The sequence below is a fragment of the Desulfosarcina sp. genome (genome assembly GCF_055467485.1).
Genome location: NZ_JBUOIV010000028.1, coordinates 44225 through 64895, shown reverse-complemented (window position 1 = coordinate 64895; position 20671 = coordinate 44225). Strand labels below are relative to the sequence as shown.

Sequence of the window (20671 nt, the reverse complement as noted above, 5' to 3'; positions counted from 1 at the left end):
GAACTTGTCACCAACGCTTACCTCGAATATCTCGAACTCGGCGGCCAACTGAAATTCGAAGTGATGACGGCCTCCCTGCTTCGGCGCTATCTTAAAAAATCGATCCCGATTCTAACGGGCTTGAGTGCAACCTATCTTTATGACGATGCCCGGGAATATGATGCCGGCAGTGGCTATAAGTTTGATGACATCCGCGGCGAATCGACCGGTCATTTCGTTGTCCTCACCGGGTATACCAAAGAAGATCGACGCGTGGCAGTCGCCGATCCGCTCAAAAAAAACCCGATTGCATCAAGCCGATACTACGGCGTCAACATCTACCGGTTGATCTGTGCCATCATGCTGGGTATCTTAAGCTATGATGGCAATTTGCTCATCATTCAACCAAAAAAGAAACGGGGATAGGGACATCCGAAACCCTGTCCAAATAAAAAGAGTCGCCGAAAAGCGACTCTTTCTATGACCTGCCATGCGAACCTGGAGGCGAAGCATTATGGCTTGTCCTGCGAAGCTGTATGCGAAGCAGGATGATCCCAGCGGGATTCGAACCCGCGTTATCCCGCTTGTGAAGCGGGACGTCCTAGACCGTATCCAAATAAAAAGAGAGTCACTTAAAAGCGACTCTCTTTTTGGCTTGCCATGCGAAGCTGCAAGCGAAGCATGGTGATCCCAGCGGGATTCGAACCCGCGTTACCGGCGTGAGAGGCCGGCGTCCTAAACCACTAGACGATGGGACCATTTGAAAAACAGTGGCTTCATTATAGAAAAGCGCAGCCTTTGTCAAACAGTATTTGCCAAGGGCAGATACGCGAAGGCCTTGAACCGCGGGCTTTCATCTCATTCCGCCGGGCCATCGACCGCAGGCCGTTTGCCCTTCCTGAAGCCGAACAGGAAATAGAGCACCACGCCGACGAAAGGCACCAGGGCCGCCACGAACGCCCACAGGGCCTTCATCTGGATGGACCCGAAATCCTTGCGGGCGATGTCCAACAGGGCGACGCAGGTGAGCAGGAAAAACGCAACGCCGGTGAGAACCACGATCATGCCGGTGCTCATGATGGATCAGCCTTTCAATTTATCCGCAATGTCGAGGATGGTGTTCACGTAATACTTGCTGTGGTTGTAATGGTAGACCACCTTGAAGGCCTGGTCACGCGAAAGCCCCGGCTTCCATCCATAGTGTTTCAGGTAGCTGGCAACGCTGGAGATGGCGTCGGCGTGCACGAACAGGTCCACCTGTCCGTCGGCGTTGCCGTCTTTGCCGTAAGGGGCGATATTGCTGGGCATGAACTGGGAGATCCCCATGGCGCCGGCGTAGGACCCCTTGATGGTGGTGGGGTCCATGCCTTCCCTTTCCGTGTAGGTCAGAAAGGCCTTGAGCTCCCGGTAGGCCCAGGTGGCTTTCTGATCCGCCTTTATTTCAAATTTTTGGCGCGACATTCTCCTGTCGTCGTCGGGCAGGTTGTCCCAGATCGCCTGACGCGGCTTTTCGTCGGTCATGGCAGACAAGGTGGCCAGGGTGTTGATCACCGACTTGTTGCCCACATAGGTGCCCAGCTTGGTCTCCACCAGGATGATGGCGGTGATCACCTCCTTGTCGACCGCAAATGTCTTTTCCGCGAAAGCCAGCGCCTCCTGGTGCTCCTCCATGTATTTCCTGGCCGAGTCGATATTCCAGGCGCGGGTAAACTGCGTGTAGTTCAGCTTGGACTCGTTGTGCATGAAATAAGCGCTGACGCCCCCCTCTTCGAAGGACACGGCGGGGCTGGCGAAGATGGCCCTGATGCGGGCGCTGTCGAAGCCGTCGGCGACCAGGCGTTTTTCGAGCGCATCGAAAGGCCCCGGCCCATCGGCGGCCACCGCCGGCCCGGCCAACCCTGCCAGCAACAGAATCAGGATAGCCATGCGGCACCACCCAAACCGTCCTTTTGTCAATTTAAAACTATCGTCGAGCATGAGCATGGGTCTCCTTAAATATGATCAGGCGCATGTACACGCCCTTTTTTTTACCTCGACGGCAGGCACAAGCAGGGTCAGGACCCGGCGTTACCGGAGCGGAACGACTTCCCGCCGCCGATGGGAGAATCCGGCCAGATGCCGGTAACCGGCGGCGTCGAGCAGGTCCCGGGCCCGGTCGAAATCCCTGCCCACGGCTTCGGGCTCATGGGCATCGGAACCGACGACCACGGGAATTTGAAGCTGCGCACAGCGGCCAAGCAGTTCCGGGGAAGGGAAGGCCTCGTTCACGGGATAGTGGAACCCGCTGGTATTCAGCTCCACGGCCAGGTCTCTTTCCCGGATCTTTTCCAGGACATCCACAAACCCCTGCACCGCGGACGGCGATGGGCGCTGGTTGTACTTTTTAGGCAGATCCAGATGACATATCACATCAAAGTAATCATAATCCAGCATTGATTCCAGTACACCGAGGTATTTCGGGTAGATCTCGTCGGCGCTGATTCGACCGCTGGCCCAGGCCGAGCGTCGCGACACCACGTCTTCACCGTCGAGAAAATGAACGCTGCTGCCCACCACATCGAGATCGAAGGTGTTAACGGTTTCGATGCACCGGTCCACATGGCCGGGGGAAAAGTCGACCTCCAGCCCCACGCGGACGCTGATCCGTCCCCGGTACTCACGCGCCAGGCGGCGGGCCGCATTCACGTACATGGGCACTTCCCTGGGCAGCATGGCGTTGGTATGCCCCGCCTCCTGGAAGGTCAGGTGGTCCAGAAAGCAGATGGTGGCAAGCCCCTTGTCCACGGCCGCCCGGACATACTGATCCATGGTGCCGGTGGCGTGGTTGCAAAGGCTGGTGTGGACGTGATAGTCAATCATGGCTGACAATGACTTGTCGAATTTAGTAGCCTAATCTTAACTGCGCGCATGACGGTTTTCAACACGCTTCTAAAACGTAAAACATAGTAAATATAACCATGGCAAAAAAATCTGCAAAAACCCTGTTTGTCTGCCAGTCGTGCGGGTACGAATCGGCCAAGTGGATGGGCCGGTGCACCGAATGCGGCGCCTGGGACACCTTTGCCGAAGAGGTCAGGCGGACAGCCGCGGCCGGCAGCAAGATCATGGCCGAAAAAGGCAACCGCCCGGTTCCCATCGACGCCGTTCAAATTGTCGATGAGCAGCGGATGGCCACCGGCATCGACGAATTCGACCGGGTGCTGGGCGGCGGGCTGGTGGCCGGAACCCTGGTGCTGATCGGCGGTGACCCGGGCATCGGCAAATCCACGATCATGCTCCAGGTCCTGCACGGCATCGCCAGCAGCGGCCACCGGGTGCTGTATGTTTCCGGCGAGGAGTCGGTGCGCCAGCTGCGCCTGCGCAGCCGCCGGCTGAAGACCGTGGCGCCCGGCCTGCTGGTGGTGTCGGAGATCGACATCGACGCGATCATGGCCATGGTGGCAAGCGAACGGCCGGATGTGCTCGTGGTGGATTCGATCCAGACGGTGTTCAGCCCGGAGATCACCTCGGCGCCGGGCAGCGTGAGCCAGGTGCGCGAATCCACCATGCGGCTGATGCTCATGGCCAAGCGCACGGGCATCCCCACCTTCCTGGTGGGCCACGTGACCAAGGAGGGCACCATTGCCGGTCCGCGGCTGCTGGAGCACATGGTGGACACGGTGCTCTACTTCGAAGGGGACCGCAACCATGTGTTCCGCATCCTGCGGGCGGTGAAGAACCGCTTTGGCTCGACCAACGAGATCGGCGTCTTCGAGATGAAGGAGAACGGCCTGCGCGAGGTGGCCAACCCGTCGGCCGTGTTCCTGTCCGAGCGGCCGGAAAACGCCCCCGGATCCGTGGTGGCGGCCAGCATGGAAGGCACCCGTCCTATCCTGGTGGAACTCCAGGCGCTGGTGTCGAGCACCAGCTTCGGCACTCCCCGGCGGACGATCCTGGGCCTTGACCACAACCGGGTGGCCCTGCTGGTGGCTGTGATGGAAAAGCAGCTGGGCATGCACCTGATGGGCCACGACATATTCATGAACGTGGCCGGCGGCGTGAAAATCATGGAGCCGGCCGTGGACATGGGCATCGTGTCGGCCATCGCCTCCAGTTTTCTGGATCGGCCGATCCGCAAGGACACCATGGTGGTCGGCGAGGTCGGGCTGGCCGGCGAGGTAAGGGCCGTGGGCAACGTGGACATCCGCATCTCCGAGGCGCGCAAGATGGGCTTTTCCCGCATCGTCGCCCCGGCGGGCAGCCTGAAGCGGCTGCGGCGCCCCAAGGATGTCACCCTTGAGGGGGTGGACACCGTCAGCGCTGCCGTCGAACTGCTGTTCTGACACCGCCTCGCCGCCCTACCGCCCGGCGGGGCGTCCAGTGGGCCGGGCGGGATGACAACACACTCATTATATTGGGTATTGAGTTTTCCTCACGCCCATGGTTTGACTTGACTTGATATGGGCGAAAAGATATGAAGCGAACCAATCGAAAAAAGAACCCGTGGGCGGATCACTACACCCGCCAGGCCCAAAAGGACAACTTCGCGGCCCGTTCGGTTTACAAACTCCAGGAAATCCAGAAAAAATACCGGATTCTCAAACGGGGCGCGCGGGTTCTGGACCTGGGTTGCGCGCCGGGGTCGTGGCTGCAGTTCGCCGCCCGGACGACCGGCCCGGACGGACGGCTGGTCGGCATCGACCTGACGCCGGTCACCATCGCGCTGCCGGACCCCGTCACCGTGATCACGGGTGACGTGGCCGATATCGAGGGTCACCTGGCCCGCTTGGGACAGACCCGCTTCGATGCAGTGCTCAGCGACATGGCGCCGGCCACCACCGGCAACCGCCACGTCGACGAAGCCCGGTCCATGGGCCTGTGCGAAGCGGCCCTGGACATCGCCGAAAAAACCCTGGTTCCCGGCGGCAGCTTCGTCTGCAAGATCTTCCAGGGGAGCGATTTCAAGGCCTTTGCGGACGCCGTGAAAAGCCGTTTCGACCGTCAGGCGGCGTTCAGGCCTCAGAGCACACGAAAAGCCAGCCGTGAGGTATTTGTCATCGGAATAAGTAAAAAATAAACAGGAGGTTTACATGTCAGGACATAACAAGTGGTCTTCCATCAAGCACCGCAAAGGCGCCCAGGACGCCAAGCGGGGGAAGATCTTCACCAAGTTGATCAAGGAAATCACCGTGGCCGCCCGGACGGGCGGGGGCGACGTGGACGCCAACCCGAGGCTGCGCACCGCCGTGGCCGCGGCCAAGGTTGAAAACATGCCCAAGGACAACATCGAGCGGGCCATCAAGAAAGGCACCGGCGAATTGGAAGGGGTCAGCTACGAGGAAAACTCCTATGAAGGCTACGGCCCCGGCGGAGCCGCCATCCTGGTCGAGTCGCTGACCGACAACAAAAACCGGGCCGTGGCCGAAATCCGCCACATCTTCAACAAATACGGCGGAAATATGGGCGAAAACGGCTGCGTGGCCTGGATGTTCGACAAGAAGGGCTACTTCAATGTGGACAAGGCGGCGGTCAGCGAAGAGAAGCTGATGGAAGTCGCCCTGGAAGCCGGCGCCGAGGATGTCCGCGAAGAGGACGACTGCTTCGAGGTCATCACCGCACCCGAAGACTTCGATGCCGTCAAGGAAGCGTTAGCGGGGGCAGGAATTCCCTTCAGCGATGAAGAAGTGACCATGCTGCCCCAGAACATGAGCCCGCTGGAGGGAAGCGAGGCCGAACGCATGCTCAAGCTGATGGATGCCATGGACGACTGCGACGACGTCCAGAAGGTCTACACCAACGCCGACATTCCCGACGACATGGTGGAGGCCATGTAACGCAAATACATAGGATTGGAAAGAAAAGGCCGGCCACCGATGACGATGCGGTGGCCGGCCTTTTTTTATTTCCCGTCGAGAGGCGGTTCCTTTCGGCGCCGGTGGGAGTCGCTATCGCCGGGCAGCCGGCGGCGGACACCGGTCCTTCACACGCGATCCCCTCTTAACGTGACAGGTCGAGCATCCGGGTCACCGCGGCCAGGGCCGGGATACGGATCTTCTCGGGAACCTTCACCTGGCCGGAAAGGTTTTCCAGGCAGGCCGCCACGTCCGTCAGGCCGATTCGTTTCATGTTGCGGCAGACCATTTTCTTCGAGGCCGGGTAGAAGGTTTTACCCGGATTCTGCCTCTGCATGGGGTGCAGCAGGCCGGTTTCCGTGCCGACGATGAAGGCCTGGTGCGCCGACTGGCTGGCGTAGCGCAGCATGCCCGACGTACTTTCCACCACATCCGCCAGGGCCAGCACATCCGGCCGGCACTCCGGGTGGGCCATGAAGACGGCTTCGGGATGGTCGGCCTTGGCCTTGGCTGCATCCGCGGCCGTCAGCCACTCGTGGGTGGGGCAGTACCCGTCCCACACGTGGATGGTCTTGTCGGTTTTCGACGCCGCGTACATGGCCAGGTTGCGGTCAGGGGCCAGCAGCATCTCCTTTTCCGGCAGGCTGTTGACCACCTTGACCACGTTGGCCGAGGTGCAGCAGATGGTCGACAGGGCCTTGACCTCGGCCGTGGAGTTGACGTAGGTGACCACGGGCATGGGGGCCATGCCGGCTTTTTTGGCGGCCAGCGATTCGGCATCGATCATGTCGGCCATCAGGCAGCCGGCATCGTGGCGCGGCAGCAGCACGGTCTTGTCCGGCGAGATGATGGAGGCCGTCTCCGCCATGAAGTGGACCCCGCAGAAGACGATCACGTCCGCGTCGGTGTTGCCGGCCCGGATGCTCAGTTCCAGCGAATCCCCGCACATGTCCGCCAGATCCTGGATCTCGGGGGGCTGGTAGTTGTGGGCCAGCATGATGGCATTTTTTTCCTTGAGCAGCTTTCTGATTTTGGCTTGCATGATTGCTTCCTTAAGGGTTCATCTGCAACACGTCGGCGCCTTCCGGCACGTCGAAACGGAAAAGCTTCTCTGGCGGCGGATCGTCAAACCTGACATTTTTCAGTTCGATGCGGGTTTCGTCCCCGTATACGTTAAAGGTGGTGATCCGCACCAGGTCGTAGGTCTTCTTGACGATATCCAGCTCGACCGCCATCAACTCCACCGAAGATTTGTTGGGCAGCAGCTTGAGGTGATAGTGGTTGGGGTCGCTGGCCGGTTCCAGGGACAATTGGAAACTTTTGCGGACCGTTTTGATATTGGAAAGGAAACCGGCACCCTTGCCCTCTCCGAAAAAGGACGGGGCCTTGCCGACCAGTACCTGGTTTTCCTGGGGCCGGTACACCCACAGATCCTTGCCGTCGGTGATGATGGTCTGGGGATCCGGAACCAGGTATTCCCAGCGCATTTTACCGGGCTGGCGGACCATCAGCCGGCCTGAAGCCGTGTCGGTCACCGCCATGGCCTTGAGGATCGACTCCTGGTCGAAATCCGCCGTAAACCCGGGAACATTGTAGCGGGCTTCCACCCCGGCGATGATCGTGTCGATCGTCGGGTCGGCCGCTGCCGCCGACGGGGATTGCGCCACAAGTCCGGCGACCGTAAGCATCATGACGGCCACGATCATGAAAACGGGTCTGCACCCATCGGTTTTCAAACTGTCCATAATGCCCCTCTCCTTTGCAGTCTCGGGTATGGCACCGGCCGGGCGGCGCCGGTTAAGCGATGACCTGAGTATCCCATTTCATCCGGTTTGTAAATAAAATGGGCGCGCGGCGCCTTATTCGAGCAGCGACTGCATGGCCGCCTCGGCCGTATTCCAGTCCGACACTCGCCGCACCGGCGCCTCCACGGGCAGCTCGATGGGTTCGGTGGTTCCGAAGATCCTCAAGCAGATCAGGTCGACCCGTCGCATGTGGTCCATCACGACATCCGGCGAATCATGGGGGGCACGCACGCCCTGAAGCATGAGGGTTTCCATGTTGGATCGGCCCAGCAAGGTTTCGAAGCGCCTGGCCTGCTGCAGGCTGCGAAAAAGGGAGCGTTTGTGTTCGACCAGCAGGTCGTAAACCGCGACGGCCTCACCGGCTCCCTGCAGGAGTGGCAGCACCAGGTCCAGGCAGGCCAGGTAATCGGGGTCGCTGTGGGTCATTCGCTGGAAGAACCGGCACAGGAAATCCCGCCGGGTGGTTGCCGTGCAGATGCCGGCATTTCTGAGCCGCACCTTGACGATGGACCTTTTGGACGCCGGCAGCCCCTGCTCGATGGCCGCTGCCACCCGGGGATCCACCTGCCAGGAAATATTCAGCCGCGCCAGGTACTGGGACTTGATAAAACCGGGCACCCGGATGCGGACCAGCTGCGTGCCGTCAGGCATGCCCACCCGGGCATGGATCGTCCGGGTCATGAGCCGGTCGTGCAGTTGTTTTTCATCCTGCGCAGAAAACCGGGCGGCTTCCAGCAGCGGTTCCAGATCGGTCTGGACGGCCTGGTCCGGATAAAAGATCAGGTCCAGCAGGCTGTCACGCTGGCTGTCCGCATCCCCGGACAAGTACGCTGCCAGCCGGTCGGGTTCAGGAGAGAAAAGGGTCGCCTCGATGTAATCGAGAATGTCGCGGGTAAGGCACCCCCCGTTTTCCAGCGCCTGGATGATCCGGGCAATACCATCTTGCTGCGTGCGATTGAATGGTTGGGTCATATCCCGACTATATCAGTTTTGGGCGCAAAGAAACAGTCGTGACGGGAGGACATCCGTTACCATGGTTACGGGTCACACAGCGGCAGCGCATCAATACAGGCCTGGCTCGCGGGAAAGGCAGGGGTCAGGCCCGAGTGGACGGAATCGGCACCCGGTCAAGTCCGGTGGCCGGCAATCGGCGATGCTGGCGCCGGGAGCCGGCCCCGTGCAGGCGGTCGTATCTGCTTTCGCCGGACGCCCACGCCGGGGCATGGGAATCGCGTCAGCAGGCCCGATGGCAGCGGAATTATGCGGATAGGGAGGTTTCTTGAACGAACCGGGCGACCTCGTCGAACAGCCCTTTGAGGCTGTCTAATTCGGCGCTGATGGAATCCAGCCGGTTGTCAACGGCCGCCAGCTCGATTCGCTTGGCCGCTTCGTGGACGTTCATGATTCCCATGTTGCCGGCAGCGCCTTGAATGGTGTGCGCACTGCGGGCCACCTGCTGGGCATCGCCAGCTTCGAAGGCAGCCTTCAGGCGGTCATAATCCGCCGTGCCGGTTTCCATGAACAGTTCGACCAGTTCGCGGTATTCATCTTCTTCCAAACCGATTTTTTCTCCCAATTCCTTAAAATTCATGCAGCCTCCTTGTTAAAAACGTTCTTTTCGATGATTGCAAACACCGCTTCCCGCTTGATGGGTTTGGTAAGGTAATCGTTCATGCCGGCTTCTAAACACATCTCGCGATCGCCCTTCATGGCGTGGGCCGTCATGGCGATAATGGGCACGCCTTCAAAGCCTAGTTGCCGGATCGTCCGGGTGGCCTCCTTGCCATCCATCTCCGGCATCTGTACATCCATGAAGATCAGGTCGAAGGCGTCCGGCGTGGTCGTGTACTTTTCCACGGCCTGCCTGCCATTGTCGGCCACTTCCACCTGGTAGCCGGCTTTGCCAAGCATGAGCGTGGCCAGTTTCTGGTTGACCAGGTTGTCCTCTGCGAGAAGGATCCGCACCGAATGCTTGAGATCCTCCCTGACCGAATACTGGGTGTGAATTTTCTCTATATGGCCACCCGCGTCGCCGGTTTCCCCGTCACGGTCCCGCAGCACCCGCCCGATCATCTGCAGCAGTTTTTCCCGGCGCACGGGCTTGCTTAAAAAGCCGTTGTAGCCGGCTTTTTCACAGCGCTGGGCGTCCCGCTCCAGCGTGCTGGAAAGCGCTACCAAGGGGATTTGCGACAAGGGGGAATCCAACGACCGGACCCCGGCGGCCACGGCGTATCCATCCGTATCCGGCATGCGGATGTCCGAGACGCACAGGTCGAAGGGGGCGCCTTTTTCCAATGCTGCCTTCAGCACCGGAATCACGTCACCTCCCCGGTGAACCACAACGGCCGTCATGCCGGCCGCTTGTAAGAGCTGGCTGAGAATCTGTGCATTGGCGACGTTATCATCCACCACCAGCACGCTCAACCCGTTGAGCGAGACCGGCGCCGGCCGCGGGTCCAGCTTCTCTTCGCATTTGCCCAGCCAGGCGGTGAAATGGAACGTGCTGCCTTCTCCCAGGCGGCTTTCCACCCACACGTCCCCGCCCATCAAATTGGAAATCTGTTTGCAGATGGACAGCCCCAGGCCGGTGCCGCCGTATTTCCGGGTGGTGGACCCGTCGGCCTGCTGGAAGGGTTCGAAAATGACCGCCAGCTTGTCCGCGGGAATGCCGATGCCCGTATCGCGGATGGCGACGTGCAGCTTGACTGCCTCCGGCGTCTCCTCCGCCAGCCGGATGGACAATTCGATTTCACCGGATTCGGTGAATTTGGGAGCGTTGCCCAGCAGGTTCGTAATCACCTGCCGGAATCGCAACGGATCCCCCTTGACCATGGCCGGCATGTCGTCATCGATCCGGCAGAGCAGTTCCACCGGGCTGTTGCCGATTTTCGGCCTGACCAGGTCGCAGACGTCGTAGGCCAGCAGTTCCGGATCAAAGGCGATCGTTTCGAAATCAAGCTCGCCGGACTCGATTTTGGAAAAGTCGAGGATGTCGTTGATCAAAGAGAGCAGGGCGACGCCGCTGCGCTTGATGGTCTGGGTATAGTCCGCCTGCACGACGCTGAGTTCGGTATCCAGCAAGAGATCGGTAAACCCGATGACCCCGTTCATGGGCGTGCGGATCTCATGGCTCATATTGGCCAGGAACTGGCTTTTGGCCATGTTGGCGCTTTCGGCGGCTTCCTTGGCCTTTTTCAACTCTTCCTCGGCCAGTTTGCGTTCGGTGATGTCCTCGACGGTTCCGGTATAGCGGCCGCCTTCATCGGAAAAGACCGGCTCCGAGTGAACATGCACCCATCGGCGCTTCCCGTCGGGGCGAATGATGCGGCAGTCGATGGAGAAGGTATCCATCTTCTGGATGGCACGCTCCCATTGTCGGGAAACCGTTTCGCGATCGTCGGCATGCAGGAATTCGCGCCAGTCCATGGTCAGGCTTTCCACCAGGCTGAGGCCGAAGATCTCCTGATAGCTGGTATTGGTGTATTGGCAGCTGCCCTGGTCGTCGATCTCGAAGACACCGAAGTGGATGGTTTCCGAAATCAGCCGAAAGCGCTCTTCGCTTTCCCGATTCGCCGCCTGAGCGCTTCTGAAGCCCTTGTTCTCTTCTTCGAGAATCTTGTTTTTTTTGACCAGTTCAAGAATCGTTGCCGCACTGGACATCGCGATGGTTCCCATCTTTGGGCGTTGCTTGCCATGGGTATTGGTTCTGCCTATCGGAAAATCGGTCCACCGGTCGGACAACGGTCAGTCCCTTTTTAACAATGGGGTTGAAATCAAATGGCATCCCGTTGCAACCGGTGAAACCTATATCGGCCGCCAGCGGGGGGACTTTAGCATTTCCGGGTCACGGTAGAGGATCCTGAAAAATGAAGTATTGCGCCGAAAAACACCGGCGCGGGCGGCAGGGTTCTTGGCCATCGGTCATTTTAAACCGGTATGGCCCTTAAAGGGGCAGGTCGTATTTTTTCAATTTTTCGCGCAATGTCTTGCGGGTGATGCCCAGCCGTCTGGCTGCCTCGCTCTTGTTGCCGTCGGCTGACGCCAGGGTATTGACGATGGCTTCCCGTTCGATCTGCTCTAAGGGGATGTCGGTGGGAAAAGCGCTGCCGGGCGGGTCGGTATCAGTTTCGTGCAACCGTTCAGCCAACGCGGCAAAATCGCTCTCATCCAGGCAGGTCGACCGGGCCAGCACGACGGCCCGCTCGATGGTGTTCATCAGTTCACGCACATTTCCCGGCCAGGCGTGGCGGATCAGCAGGTCCATGGCCCGCGGAGAGAACCGCTCCACGGACCGTCGGTTTTTTTCGGCAAAGCGTGCCAAAAAATGGGCAGCCAGCAGGGGGATGTCTTCACGTCGCTCGCGCAGTGGCGGGGATTTGAGTTCCACCACGTTGAGCCGGTAGTAAAGGTCCTCGCGGAAGGTGCCGGCACCGACCATCTGTGCCAGATCCTGGTTGGTGGCCACGATGAGCCGGACATCCACGGGGATGGTCTGCTCCCCGCCCACCCGGGTCAGTTCACGCTCCTGGATCACGCGCAGCAGCTTCACCTGCATGGAAACCGGCATCTCGCCCACTTCGTCCAGAAACAGGCTGCCCCCGTCGGCCAGGACGAACCGACCCTCCTTGCGGCGGTCCGCACCGGTGAACGCCCCCTTTTCATGCCCGAAAAGCTCTGACTCGAGCAGGGTTTCGGTAATGGCGGCGCAGTTGACCTTGACGAAGGGACCGGCCTTCCTCGGGCTGTTGTGGTGGATGGCCGCAGCCACGAGTTCCTTGCCTGTGCCCGACTCGCCGGTCACCATCACCGTGGCCTCGGAGACGGCCACCTGGGCCACGGTCTCCATCAGGCGAACCATGGCCGGACTGCTGCCGATGATGTCCGGACGCTGAAACCCGTTTTCCAGCTGCCTTTTGAGCTGGCGGTTCTCTGCGGTGAGACGGATGTGCTCCAAGGCGCGTTCCAGGGTCAGCCGGAGTTTGTCGAAATCCAACGGTTTGATCAGGTAGTCGTAGGCACCCTTTTTGAGCGCATCCACAGCCATCTCCACGGATGCGTAAGCGGTCATCAGGATGATGGGAATGGCCGGATTGATGGCTCTGATCTGTTCCAGCGCCTCAATGCCGGAAACGCGGACCATGCGGATATCCATCAGCACCAGGTCGACCGGCCGGGCACGGACGGCGGCAACGGCTGCTTCACCGTCATCCGCATCCACGACGGCATAGCCCCAGTCGCCCACCAGGGTGCGCAGCATGGTACGGTGGGCGGTGTCGTCATCCACGACCAATACCCGGTAAGCATCCGGCATTATTCCTCCTTGTCAGCGGGCAGGGTGATCTCGACCACGGTGCCCTCACCGGCCCGGCTGTCCACCAGGATGTCACCCCGGTGGGCCCTGACGATATTATGGACAATGGCGAGCCCCAACCCGGTCCCGGTCTTCTTGGTTGAAAAATAAGGTTCGAAAATGTGGGGGTGATCTTTGGGGTCGACCCCCGTTCCGGTATCCATGACCTGGATAGCGATGCCGCCGTCCCCGTTGGCGGACACCCGGACCGTCAGACGCCCCCCGTCCGGCATGGCTTCCATGGCGTTGAGCAGTAGATTGAGCATCACCTGGCTCATTTTATCGGCATCCATCACGACGCTGAGGCGCTCATCGGCCATGTCGAGGACCATGGCGACATGGGCTTGGTCGCTCTGACGCGCCACCAGCCTGAAGGCGTCCTCGACGAACGGCTTCAGCGCCACCTGTTGGAAATGAAGCCGGATCGGTCGGGAAAATTCCAGCAGTTGGCCCACCACCCGGTTGAGCCGGTTGACCTCCTGAATCATGATGCCGGCGATCTCCTGATCCTTGTCGCTCTCCTTGTATTTCTCCTTGAAATAGGTGGCAAAGCCCTTGATCGAGCTCAAGGGGTTGCGAATCTCGTGGGCCACACCGGCGGCCAGGCGCCCGACCGATGCCAGACGCCGGTTCTTTTCCAGCTCCTGGCGCAGGGCGCGGATTTCGGTGAGGTCCTTGAACAGGATCACCTGACCGAAGCGTTCGCCGTTTTCATCGGTCAGGTTGGCGGCGCTCAGGTCCATGGGGATGCGGCGCCCGTCGGCCATGGCGCACAGCAGCTCCTTTTCCACCGGACTGTCCATGCCGGACAGGGTATCTATCAGTATCGCAGGGAGGACATCATTGACAGCCAGGCCGATCACATCCGCGGCACGGATGCCCAGTGTGCCTTCGGCAACGGAATTCACCGCAGTCACCCGGCCGGCCTGGTCCACGGCCACCAGACCGATGGGCATGCGCGACACGAGGTTGTCCGAAAAAACCTTTTCTCGAGCCAGGGAGGTGCGGGTGGACCGGTAGTTCTGGGCCAGAAAAAGCAGCATCACGCCGGCACAGCCCACCAGCAGCAGGACGAGGGCCATCATCACGGTATGCCGCAGGTCGGCGGCATGGGCGGCATCGATGGCATCGGTCCGAAAACCCACGAAAATCACCATGGGTGGGGCCTGCCTGTCGGGGGGCGGCCTGTCCATCATGTGCATCATCTGGCCGCGCATGGGCCAATTCGGTCGTTTGGCCAGCGGGGAAAACTTGCCAAAGATCTCGAAGACCGCCTCACCGTCCATGGAAACTGTCCGTCGCCAGGCAAGTACGGCGGACGATTGGATCGATTCGAGATCCAGGCCGGTGCCATAATGGCCGCCGACTTGATCCATCCGGCTGTGGGCGATCACCGTACCGTCGAGGCCGACGACCAGCAGGTGGGCGATGTCCGGTTGGGCAGCGGTTTCGACCAGCAGCCGCTGCAGTTGGAACCCGCTGCCGTGGCCCCCGCGCATGCCCATGCGCGTACCGGCTTCAAAGGACCGGATCAGGGCAGCGCCCTTTTCCATCATCAGGCGAATGCTCTGCTTTTTTTGGCGATTGATGGTTTCCAGGGTCATCAAGGCCACAATGGGCAGCATCACCAGAACTGCGCCGAGGATGACCCACGGCGAAAAACCCGAGAGGAATACCCTGAATTGGTGTCTGTCCGTCATCATCCCGACCATTTTATACAAAAAAGCTGCCAGGTTCTCTGATTTTTTTAAAGACCCGGCCGGCCCCACTGATCAACCGACAGGGTTGGAACGTGCCGAAGGACACTGGAACCTTTTTACCCGTATCATCGATACGACCTGGATCGTTTCGACCCACCCTTGGCCAATGGCTGATCCCGGCAGCCGATCCAGCCAAGAATTGAAAATATATTTTTAGTTATTAGTTTTAGAAGGTTACGATTTTCCAGACTAAAAATCAAATGGATTTGGCATCAGCCTTGCTCAAATGGGTTGTCGAAAATGGAAAACAGGCATCCGTTCGGCAAACCCAACATTTAATTAAACGTGAAAGGAGTTCATCATGAAAACCAACAAACTGCGAACCGCATTGGTCAGCCTGGCAGCCGTCTCTGTCATCGCCGTCGGGGCAACCGCATTTGCGGGCAAGGGAATGGGAAACCCGGACGATGACCGGGGGCACGGCGGCTGGGGCAAACACAACCGCCGGGGCGGTTGCGCCTATGGGCAGATGAATGCGGACCTCACGCCGGAGCAGCGTGAGCAGATGGAGACCGAGCGCCAGGCTTTTTTCGACGCCACCAAGATCGAACGGCAGGATCTTTATGCCAAGCGGCTGGAACTGAAAGCAGAGATGGCCAAACGCCAGCCGGACATGAACAAGGCCTCGGCCCTGCAGAAGGAGGTTTCCGACCTGCAGGCGAGTCTGGACCAGAAACACCTGAACCACATCATGGCCATGCGCAAGATCGATCCGGATGCCGGAAGCGGATGGATGATGGACGGCCGGGGTATGGGCCGCCATGGCATGGGCCATGGAATGGGTCAGGGAATGGGATACGGGCCGGGAAACTGCCCGAACCAGTAGCAATCCGTCTTAAACCAAGCATGCGCCGGGTGTCATCCGCCCGGCGCTTTTTTTACCCCGACAACAGGTCCCACCGACGCTCATTGGATAGCCGACGAACCACTGATCCCTTTATCACCGGTGATTATCCTGTCTCCCACGGTGTGAATCTGATATGCCAAAGGAAACCTTAAATGAAGGATGGCCCGACGCATGAACCGTCTGGATCAGCGTTCGTATTTCTTCGATGCGGGGATTCGATTTGCCTGCCGGCGCTGCGGCGCCTGCTGTACCGGCGATCCCGGCGTCGTGCGGGTCAACGAACAGGAAATCGCCGACATCACCGCTTTTTTAGGTATGTCGGCATCGGCATTTGACGACGCTTTTCTCTGCTCTTGGAATAACGAACAGCTTATCCGGGAAGCCGATGACGGCCGCTGCCGGTTCTTTGAAGACGGCTGCCGGATCTATCCCGTCCGGCCCAACCAGTGCAGAACCTTTCCCTTCTGGTTCGCCAACCTGCGCGCCGAAGCCCGCTGGCATGATATCCGCAACCAGTGCCCGGGCATCGGCACGGGCCGTCTCTACACCAAAAACGAAATCCTCGATATTCTTAGTCGTTCATGCGATAGGTCCCTTTGAGCGCGTAAACATGATTCTCCCAGATCCGGTTGAAGCGCTGCGGGTTGACCGTCGGCTTTTTGATCATGCGCAGGCAAATCTCCATCTGCCTGGCCGTGCTGCCGGTCTTGCTGTAAAGCTGAAGGGCGAACTTGGAGAAATCTCTGATCATGTAGTCGAAAATCTGGTCCATCAGGTCGTCTTCCACCGCGTCGATCCCGGCCTTTTCGATGAGCAGCTGACCGTAGGCCACCAGGGTGAACAGCTCTCCCAGGTTGAGCAGGAAATCGATGTCCTTGATCTGCTCCTTGTCCGGGGCGGCGGTGGCCAGCAGCTCTACCAGCAGGCCGATCTGATCCTTGAATATCCCGATGTTGGGGAGGTCCAGGCTGTCGTAGGCAAGCCGGTAGTCGTGGAACTGGATTTTGCCCAGGCCCCGGGTGGGTCCCTGGTTGAACAGGAAATCGTCGTTGACGGCGGCATCGATTTTTCCGATCGCCGGGAACTGTCCCGGGTTGAAAAAGTAATTGGCCAGGAACTTCACGATCAGGGCCATGTTCACATGGACGGTGCCCTCCAACTTGGGCAGGGCGCGGATGTCCCGGGCCGCCATCTCAAAGTAGGTGTCCTTCTCAAAACCCTTGGCCGCAATTACATCCCACAGCAGGTTGATCACCTCTTCCCCCTGGGTGGTCACCTTCATCTTCACCATGGGGTTGTAAAGCAGATACCGCCGGTCGTCGGCCGAGGCGCTGCGCAGGTAATCCGACGCCCGCGCGGCAAACATGCGCATGGCGCACAGCCGGGTGTAGGCGTCCACGAAGAGCTGGCGAATATGGGGGAAATCGGTCACATGGTGCTTGAACAGGACGCGCCCGGCCGCGTGGTCGATGGCCTCGTAGAAGGCGTGGGTGCAGATGCCGATGGAGGCCCAGCCCAGGTTATACTTGCCCACGTTGATCGTGTTCAGGGAGGAGTCCCAGGCCTCGCTGCCCGTGGTGAGGATGTCGTCGTCGGTCAGGGGGTAGCCGTGCAGGGCATACTCGGAGACGTACATCTGTGAGTTGACCACATTCTGGACGCATTCGTAATTCTCATGTTTGGAATCCACGGCGAAGAAGACATATTCGTCGGTTTCCGAATTCTTGGCGAACGTGGAGACCAGTGCCGCTTCGTTGCCGTTGCCGATGTAGTATTTGCTACCATCGGCCCGGTACTGGCCGTCCCCTAAGGGCGTCAGGGCCATGTCGCTGGCATACAGGTCCGCCCCATGCTCTTTTTCCGAGAGCCCGAAGGCGAAAATCCCGCCCTCTTCCAGCAGCCGGGCCGTCTTTTGCTTGACGGCTTCGTTGTTACCCATCCAGATGGGCCCCAGCCCCAGAATGCTGACCTGCCAGGTGTACCAGTAGGCCAGGCTGTAAAAACCGAGGATCTCGTTGAAATCCATATTGCGAAAGGTGTCCCACCGGCAATCCTCCCCGCCGTAAGGGGCCGGTGTCAGCAGGCTGGAGAAGATACGCTCCTTTTTGATGAACCCGAGAAAATCGTCGTACCAGACCCGCTCGTGATCGTCCTGCTTGAGTTTTTTCTTTCCCTTGGTCTCAAAGAAATCGATGGTTTTCTGCATGATTTCCCTGGATCGCGGGTCCAAGTGGTCGAACCGTGCTTTTTTTGGATTGAACAGCATGGATAGCCCTCCTCACATCTCGTCATTACCGCACCTGCCCTTCTGTGCGGATGTTATCCCGGCCATGGAAAACCGGCTATGTTGGCAACGTTAACATGAACCCCCTAACCCACATAAACGGGTTCTGTCAATGGGTGATGGTCAATCGGCTGGCCTTCTGCTATGTAGTGCCTGCCCATCAACGGACCTTTTTCCCGGAATCCGCATGGGGCGAACGGGTTAATCCTCCGGATATCAGCCACATCCTTCTGGAATACGTTTTCGCCGACCCGGGCTGCGAAAAGGAGAACCCGTTTCTGGATGGAAGCGATTCAGTGGTCCGGCAAACCAAAGCAACCGAAAGGCGATCCATGGCGCAGACCAGGAACCCCGCCAAGAAGGGAATCATCCCCTGGCCGGAATTGATTCCCGGTACCCTGATCCGCCGCTACAAACGTTTTCTGGCGGATGTCCGGCTGGAAAACGGTGAAACCGTTACCGCCCACTGTCCCAACTCGGGGAGCATGAAAGCCTGCTGCCAGCCCGGCCGCCCGGTCTACCTCTCCTTTCACGACAACCCCAAACGCAAGCTAAGGTACACCTGGGAATTGATCCACATGCCCGGCTCGCTGGTGGGCGTCAACACCCAAGTACCCAATCGCCTGACCGCCCATGCCATTGCATCGGGCGATGTGGCGGAACTGAGCGGGTATGCAACAGTCCGGCGGGAAGTCAGGGCGGGTAGCCACTCGCGGATAGACATCCGGCTGGACTCACCGGACCGCCGCCCCTGTTACGTGGAGGTCAAGAACTGCACCCTGGTGACCGACGGGGTGGCCACTTTTCCCGATGCCGTGACCCTGCGGGGCCAGAAGCATTTGATGGAACTGCAGCAACTGGTGGCCTCGGGTTGCCGGTGTGCCATGTTTTTTCTGATCCAGCGCATGGATGCCCATCGGTTTGCCCCTGCCGACCACATCGATCCCGAATACGGCAGAAAGCTGCGCCAGGCAGCCCGGCATGGCGTCGAGATCATCGTGTATGACGTCTCCATCGATCTCAGCACCATCCGGCTGAATCACCGGGTACCCTATGCGCTGGAATTGCATAAAGAATAAGCCTTAGAACGTCTGAGCTTCACCTCAGCCCTTGAGCTTCTTGGCATAATCGGCGGCATTGAGGCCGGCCACGCAACCCTCGCCCACGGCCTTGGCCACCTGCCAGGGCGGCCCACAGATATCACCGGCGGCAAAGATGCCCGGTACGCTGGTGCGCTGCCCCTTGTCGGTCCGGATGAAGCGCATGTCGTCATCCAGCGCCACGCCTAAGGAGGTGGCCAGTTCCATGAGCCCCTTGGCTCCCAGTTCGATAAAAACACCGGTGGCGGACAAGGTGGTGCCGTCATCGAGGACCAGGGCGTTGACCTGCTCCTCACCGGCGATCTCACGGATCCTGGCACCCCGGTGGACCACCACGCGGCTGTTTTCCAGTTTGTCGAGCAGGGCATCGGAAACTTTCAGGTCATCGCAAATCAGGTGAACGGTGCCGGCAATCTCAGCCAGGGTCAACGCGCCATCGGCGGCAGCGCTCTCACCACCCACTACGGCCACCTCCTCGCCCCGGTAAAAATTCCCATCACAATCCACGCAATAGCTGACCCCCTTGCCGACCAGTTCCTTCTCCCCCTTGACCCGCAGCTTATTCCGGGCGGTTCCGGTGGCCAGGACCAGGGCCTTGCATGTCAGTTGGGTCCCGCTTTCGGTATCGAGTGCAAACCGGTCTCCCGCCGGTGTAATTCTAAGAATATCCGCATCGAGAAACCGGCTGCCGAAATTTTCCGCCTGCCGTCGCCCGGTCTCCAGCATGGTCTGGCCGGTGGCGTTGAACAGGCAGCACATATTTTCCACATGGGCCCTGAACAGGCTGCTCTTGTTTTCCTTGCCCAGCACCAACACCGACACTTTTTTTCGGGAAGCATGGATGGCCGCCTGAAGTCCGGCCGGTCCGGCACCCACAATCACCACATCGTATGCTTCACTGTCGCCCATCTTTTTCTCCTTTGACCATAAGGATGAATATCGATTTATGGTTCGCTCGCCAACCCGCCGCCGCAAGCGACGCAAAATGGCCTCGCTGTCGCAGTTCTACTGAAAAGGGCCGGCTGCATTTTTTCATTGCGGTGGTTCAAATACGCTCCTAAATGGAGCGAAAAATAGGCACGAAGATAAGAACAACCCCAACGCACCGATGCCGGCAGGATGAAAATTAGGTTTGATATCCTTTACTTTTTACTCTATTATAATAAGTATAATTCAACCTTTTAAAAGATTCCCATGCAACTCGACAAGCAAATGTCTCTTCATCCGTCGACACAGACGATGCGGCGATTGGAAATTCGAATGAGGGCGCAACCATGAATACGGATGCCTGCGGCAATTCAATGACCGGCCACAAGGTGCTTCTGGTCGATGACGAAAAGATGGTGCTCGAAGTCGGAAAGGCCATTTTAATGCGACTGGGCAATGAGGTCATTACCGCGGAAAGCGGTGAGGAGGCCCTGGCTCGATTCGACCAGCATCGGAAATCCATCGGCTGTGTCGTGCTGGACCTGACCATGCCCGGGATGGACGGCCAGACGACGTTCAAGCGGTTGCGGGAGATGAGCCCCGACTTGCCGATAATAATTGCCAGCGGCCTGGCCGTCGACCAGGTGACCGGCCAATTCGGCGACATGCAGCCCAGTTCAATCATCCAGAAGCCCTACCAGATCGCCGACCTCTCCTCCAAGATTCGAGGCATTCTAAAAGGCCTCGACAAGAAATAATCGTTGATCCCGCTTGTCCGTTGATCCGAC

The 20671-nt window shown here is 59.2% G+C and carries 20 protein-coding genes and 2 tRNA genes; 8 read left to right on the top strand and 14 right to left on the bottom strand.

The features are described from left to right. Positions 1-405, top strand: a 405-nt coding sequence (locus tag ACZCED_RS14390; protein WP_464861077.1) for a C39 family peptidase, incomplete at its 5' end; no start/stop codon positions are given. A gap of 123 nt (positions 406-528) precedes the next feature. Here the strand turns inward: ACZCED_RS14390 and ACZCED_RS14385 are convergent. The 5 genes from ACZCED_RS14385 to ACZCED_RS14365 all read right to left on the bottom strand — a co-directional run bounded on the left by ACZCED_RS14385 (position 529) and on the right by ACZCED_RS14365 (position 2838). Further along, a tRNA-Val gene (locus ACZCED_RS14385) sits at positions 529-593 on the bottom strand. 68 nt (positions 594-661) lie between these two features. Continuing rightward, positions 662-737 (bottom strand) — tRNA-Glu (locus ACZCED_RS14380). A gap of 100 nt (positions 738-837) precedes the next feature. Further along, the gene (locus ACZCED_RS14375; RefSeq protein WP_462972119.1) at positions 838-1056 is read right to left on the bottom strand and encodes a PLD nuclease N-terminal domain-containing protein; all 219 of its coding nucleotides are present in this window, start codon (positions 1054-1056) and stop codon (positions 838-840) included. A 6-nt stretch (positions 1057-1062) separates the two neighbouring features. Further along, positions 1063-1905, bottom strand: a complete 843-nt coding sequence (locus ACZCED_RS14370) for a lytic murein transglycosylase (RefSeq protein WP_464861076.1) — start codon at positions 1903-1905, stop codon at positions 1063-1065. 141 nt (positions 1906-2046) lie between these two features. Then, entirely contained in the window at positions 2047-2838 is a 792-nt protein-coding gene (locus tag ACZCED_RS14365; RefSeq protein WP_464861075.1) for a histidinol-phosphatase HisJ family protein, read from the bottom strand. Between the two features lie 98 nt (positions 2839-2936). Here ACZCED_RS14365 and radA point away from each other — a divergent pair, with 98 nt between their 5' ends. The 3 genes from radA (at position 2937) to ACZCED_RS14350 (ending at position 5792) form a co-directional block, all read left to right on the top strand. Beyond that, a complete protein-coding gene (gene radA, locus ACZCED_RS14360; RefSeq protein ID WP_464861074.1) occupies positions 2937-4301 on the top strand; it encodes a DNA repair protein RadA in 1365 nt (454 codons plus the stop codon). Positions 4302-4432: 131 nt separating this feature from the next. Then, positions 4433-5035, top strand: coding sequence for an RlmE family RNA methyltransferase (locus ACZCED_RS14355; protein ID WP_464861073.1), 603 nt, complete (start codon positions 4433-4435; stop codon positions 5033-5035). Positions 5036-5048: 13 nt separating this feature from the next. Further along, entirely contained in the window at positions 5049-5792 is a 744-nt protein-coding gene (locus tag ACZCED_RS14350; RefSeq protein ID WP_462972124.1) for a YebC/PmpR family DNA-binding transcriptional regulator, read from the top strand. 163 nt (positions 5793-5955) lie between these two features. Here ACZCED_RS14350 and nadA read toward each other — a convergent pair whose 3' ends face one another. The 7 genes from nadA to ACZCED_RS14315 all read right to left on the bottom strand — a co-directional run bounded on the left by nadA (position 5956) and on the right by ACZCED_RS14315 (position 14668). Further along, a complete protein-coding gene (gene nadA, locus ACZCED_RS14345; protein WP_464861072.1) occupies positions 5956-6852 on the bottom strand; it encodes a quinolinate synthase NadA in 897 nt (298 codons plus the stop codon). 10 nt (positions 6853-6862) lie between these two features. Continuing rightward, on the bottom strand, positions 6863-7555 hold the full coding sequence (locus ACZCED_RS14340; RefSeq protein WP_462972126.1) for an outer membrane lipoprotein periplasmic chaperone LolA: 693 nt from the start codon (positions 7553-7555) through the stop codon (positions 6863-6865). A gap of 114 nt (positions 7556-7669) precedes the next feature. After that, positions 7670-8587, bottom strand: coding sequence for a hypothetical protein (locus tag ACZCED_RS14335; RefSeq protein WP_464861071.1), 918 nt, complete (start codon positions 8585-8587; stop codon positions 7670-7672). A 286-nt stretch (positions 8588-8873) separates the two neighbouring features. After that, a complete protein-coding gene (locus tag ACZCED_RS14330; RefSeq protein WP_462971107.1) occupies positions 8874-9206 on the bottom strand; it encodes an Hpt domain-containing protein in 333 nt (110 codons plus the stop codon). Then, complete coding sequence (locus ACZCED_RS14325) at positions 9203-11290, bottom strand: PAS domain-containing hybrid sensor histidine kinase/response regulator (RefSeq protein WP_464861070.1); 2088 nt, start codon at positions 11288-11290, stop codon at positions 9203-9205. Before ACZCED_RS14325 ends, ACZCED_RS14330 begins: the two co-directional genes overlap by 4 nt. Before the next feature lie 268 nt (positions 11291-11558). Beyond that, positions 11559-12926, bottom strand: a complete 1368-nt coding sequence (locus ACZCED_RS14320; RefSeq protein ID WP_462971109.1) for a sigma-54-dependent transcriptional regulator — start codon at positions 12924-12926, stop codon at positions 11559-11561. Beyond that, positions 12926-14668, bottom strand: a complete 1743-nt coding sequence (locus ACZCED_RS14315) for a two-component system sensor histidine kinase NtrB (RefSeq protein WP_464861069.1) — start codon at positions 14666-14668, stop codon at positions 12926-12928. The genes ACZCED_RS14320 and ACZCED_RS14315 overlap by 1 nt, the downstream gene beginning before the upstream one ends. Before the next feature lie 358 nt (positions 14669-15026). Between ACZCED_RS14315 and ACZCED_RS14310 the strand changes: the two genes are divergently transcribed. After that, entirely contained in the window at positions 15027-15551 is a 525-nt protein-coding gene (locus ACZCED_RS14310) for a Spy/CpxP family protein refolding chaperone (RefSeq protein WP_462971111.1), read from the top strand. A 192-nt stretch (positions 15552-15743) separates the two neighbouring features. Further along, on the top strand, positions 15744-16172 hold the full coding sequence (locus tag ACZCED_RS14305) for a YkgJ family cysteine cluster protein (protein WP_462971112.1): 429 nt from the start codon (positions 15744-15746) through the stop codon (positions 16170-16172). Here ACZCED_RS14305 and ACZCED_RS14300 read toward each other — a convergent pair. Then, positions 16144-17838 (bottom strand): acyl-CoA dehydrogenase, encoded by a 1695-nt coding sequence (locus tag ACZCED_RS14300; RefSeq protein WP_464861068.1) that lies wholly within the window; start codon positions 17836-17838, stop codon positions 16144-16146. The genes ACZCED_RS14305 and ACZCED_RS14300 overlap by 29 nt on opposite strands. 95 nt (positions 17839-17933) lie before the next feature. Here ACZCED_RS14300 and sfsA point away from each other — a divergent pair, with 95 nt between their 5' ends. Further along, on the top strand, positions 17934-18935 hold the full coding sequence (sfsA, locus tag ACZCED_RS14295; protein WP_464861067.1) for a DNA/RNA nuclease SfsA: 1002 nt from the start codon (positions 17934-17936) through the stop codon (positions 18933-18935). A 24-nt stretch (positions 18936-18959) separates the two neighbouring features. On the opposite strand, the gene ACZCED_RS14290 is transcribed toward sfsA, so the two are convergent. After that, a complete protein-coding gene (locus tag ACZCED_RS14290; RefSeq protein WP_462971115.1) occupies positions 18960-19865 on the bottom strand; it encodes an NAD(P)/FAD-dependent oxidoreductase in 906 nt (301 codons plus the stop codon). 365 nt (positions 19866-20230) lie between these two features. Here ACZCED_RS14290 and ACZCED_RS14285 point away from each other — a divergent pair, with 365 nt between their 5' ends. Next, a complete protein-coding gene (locus ACZCED_RS14285; protein ID WP_462971116.1) occupies positions 20231-20641 on the top strand; it encodes a response regulator in 411 nt (136 codons plus the stop codon). Positions 20642-20671 lie beyond the last annotated feature (30 nt).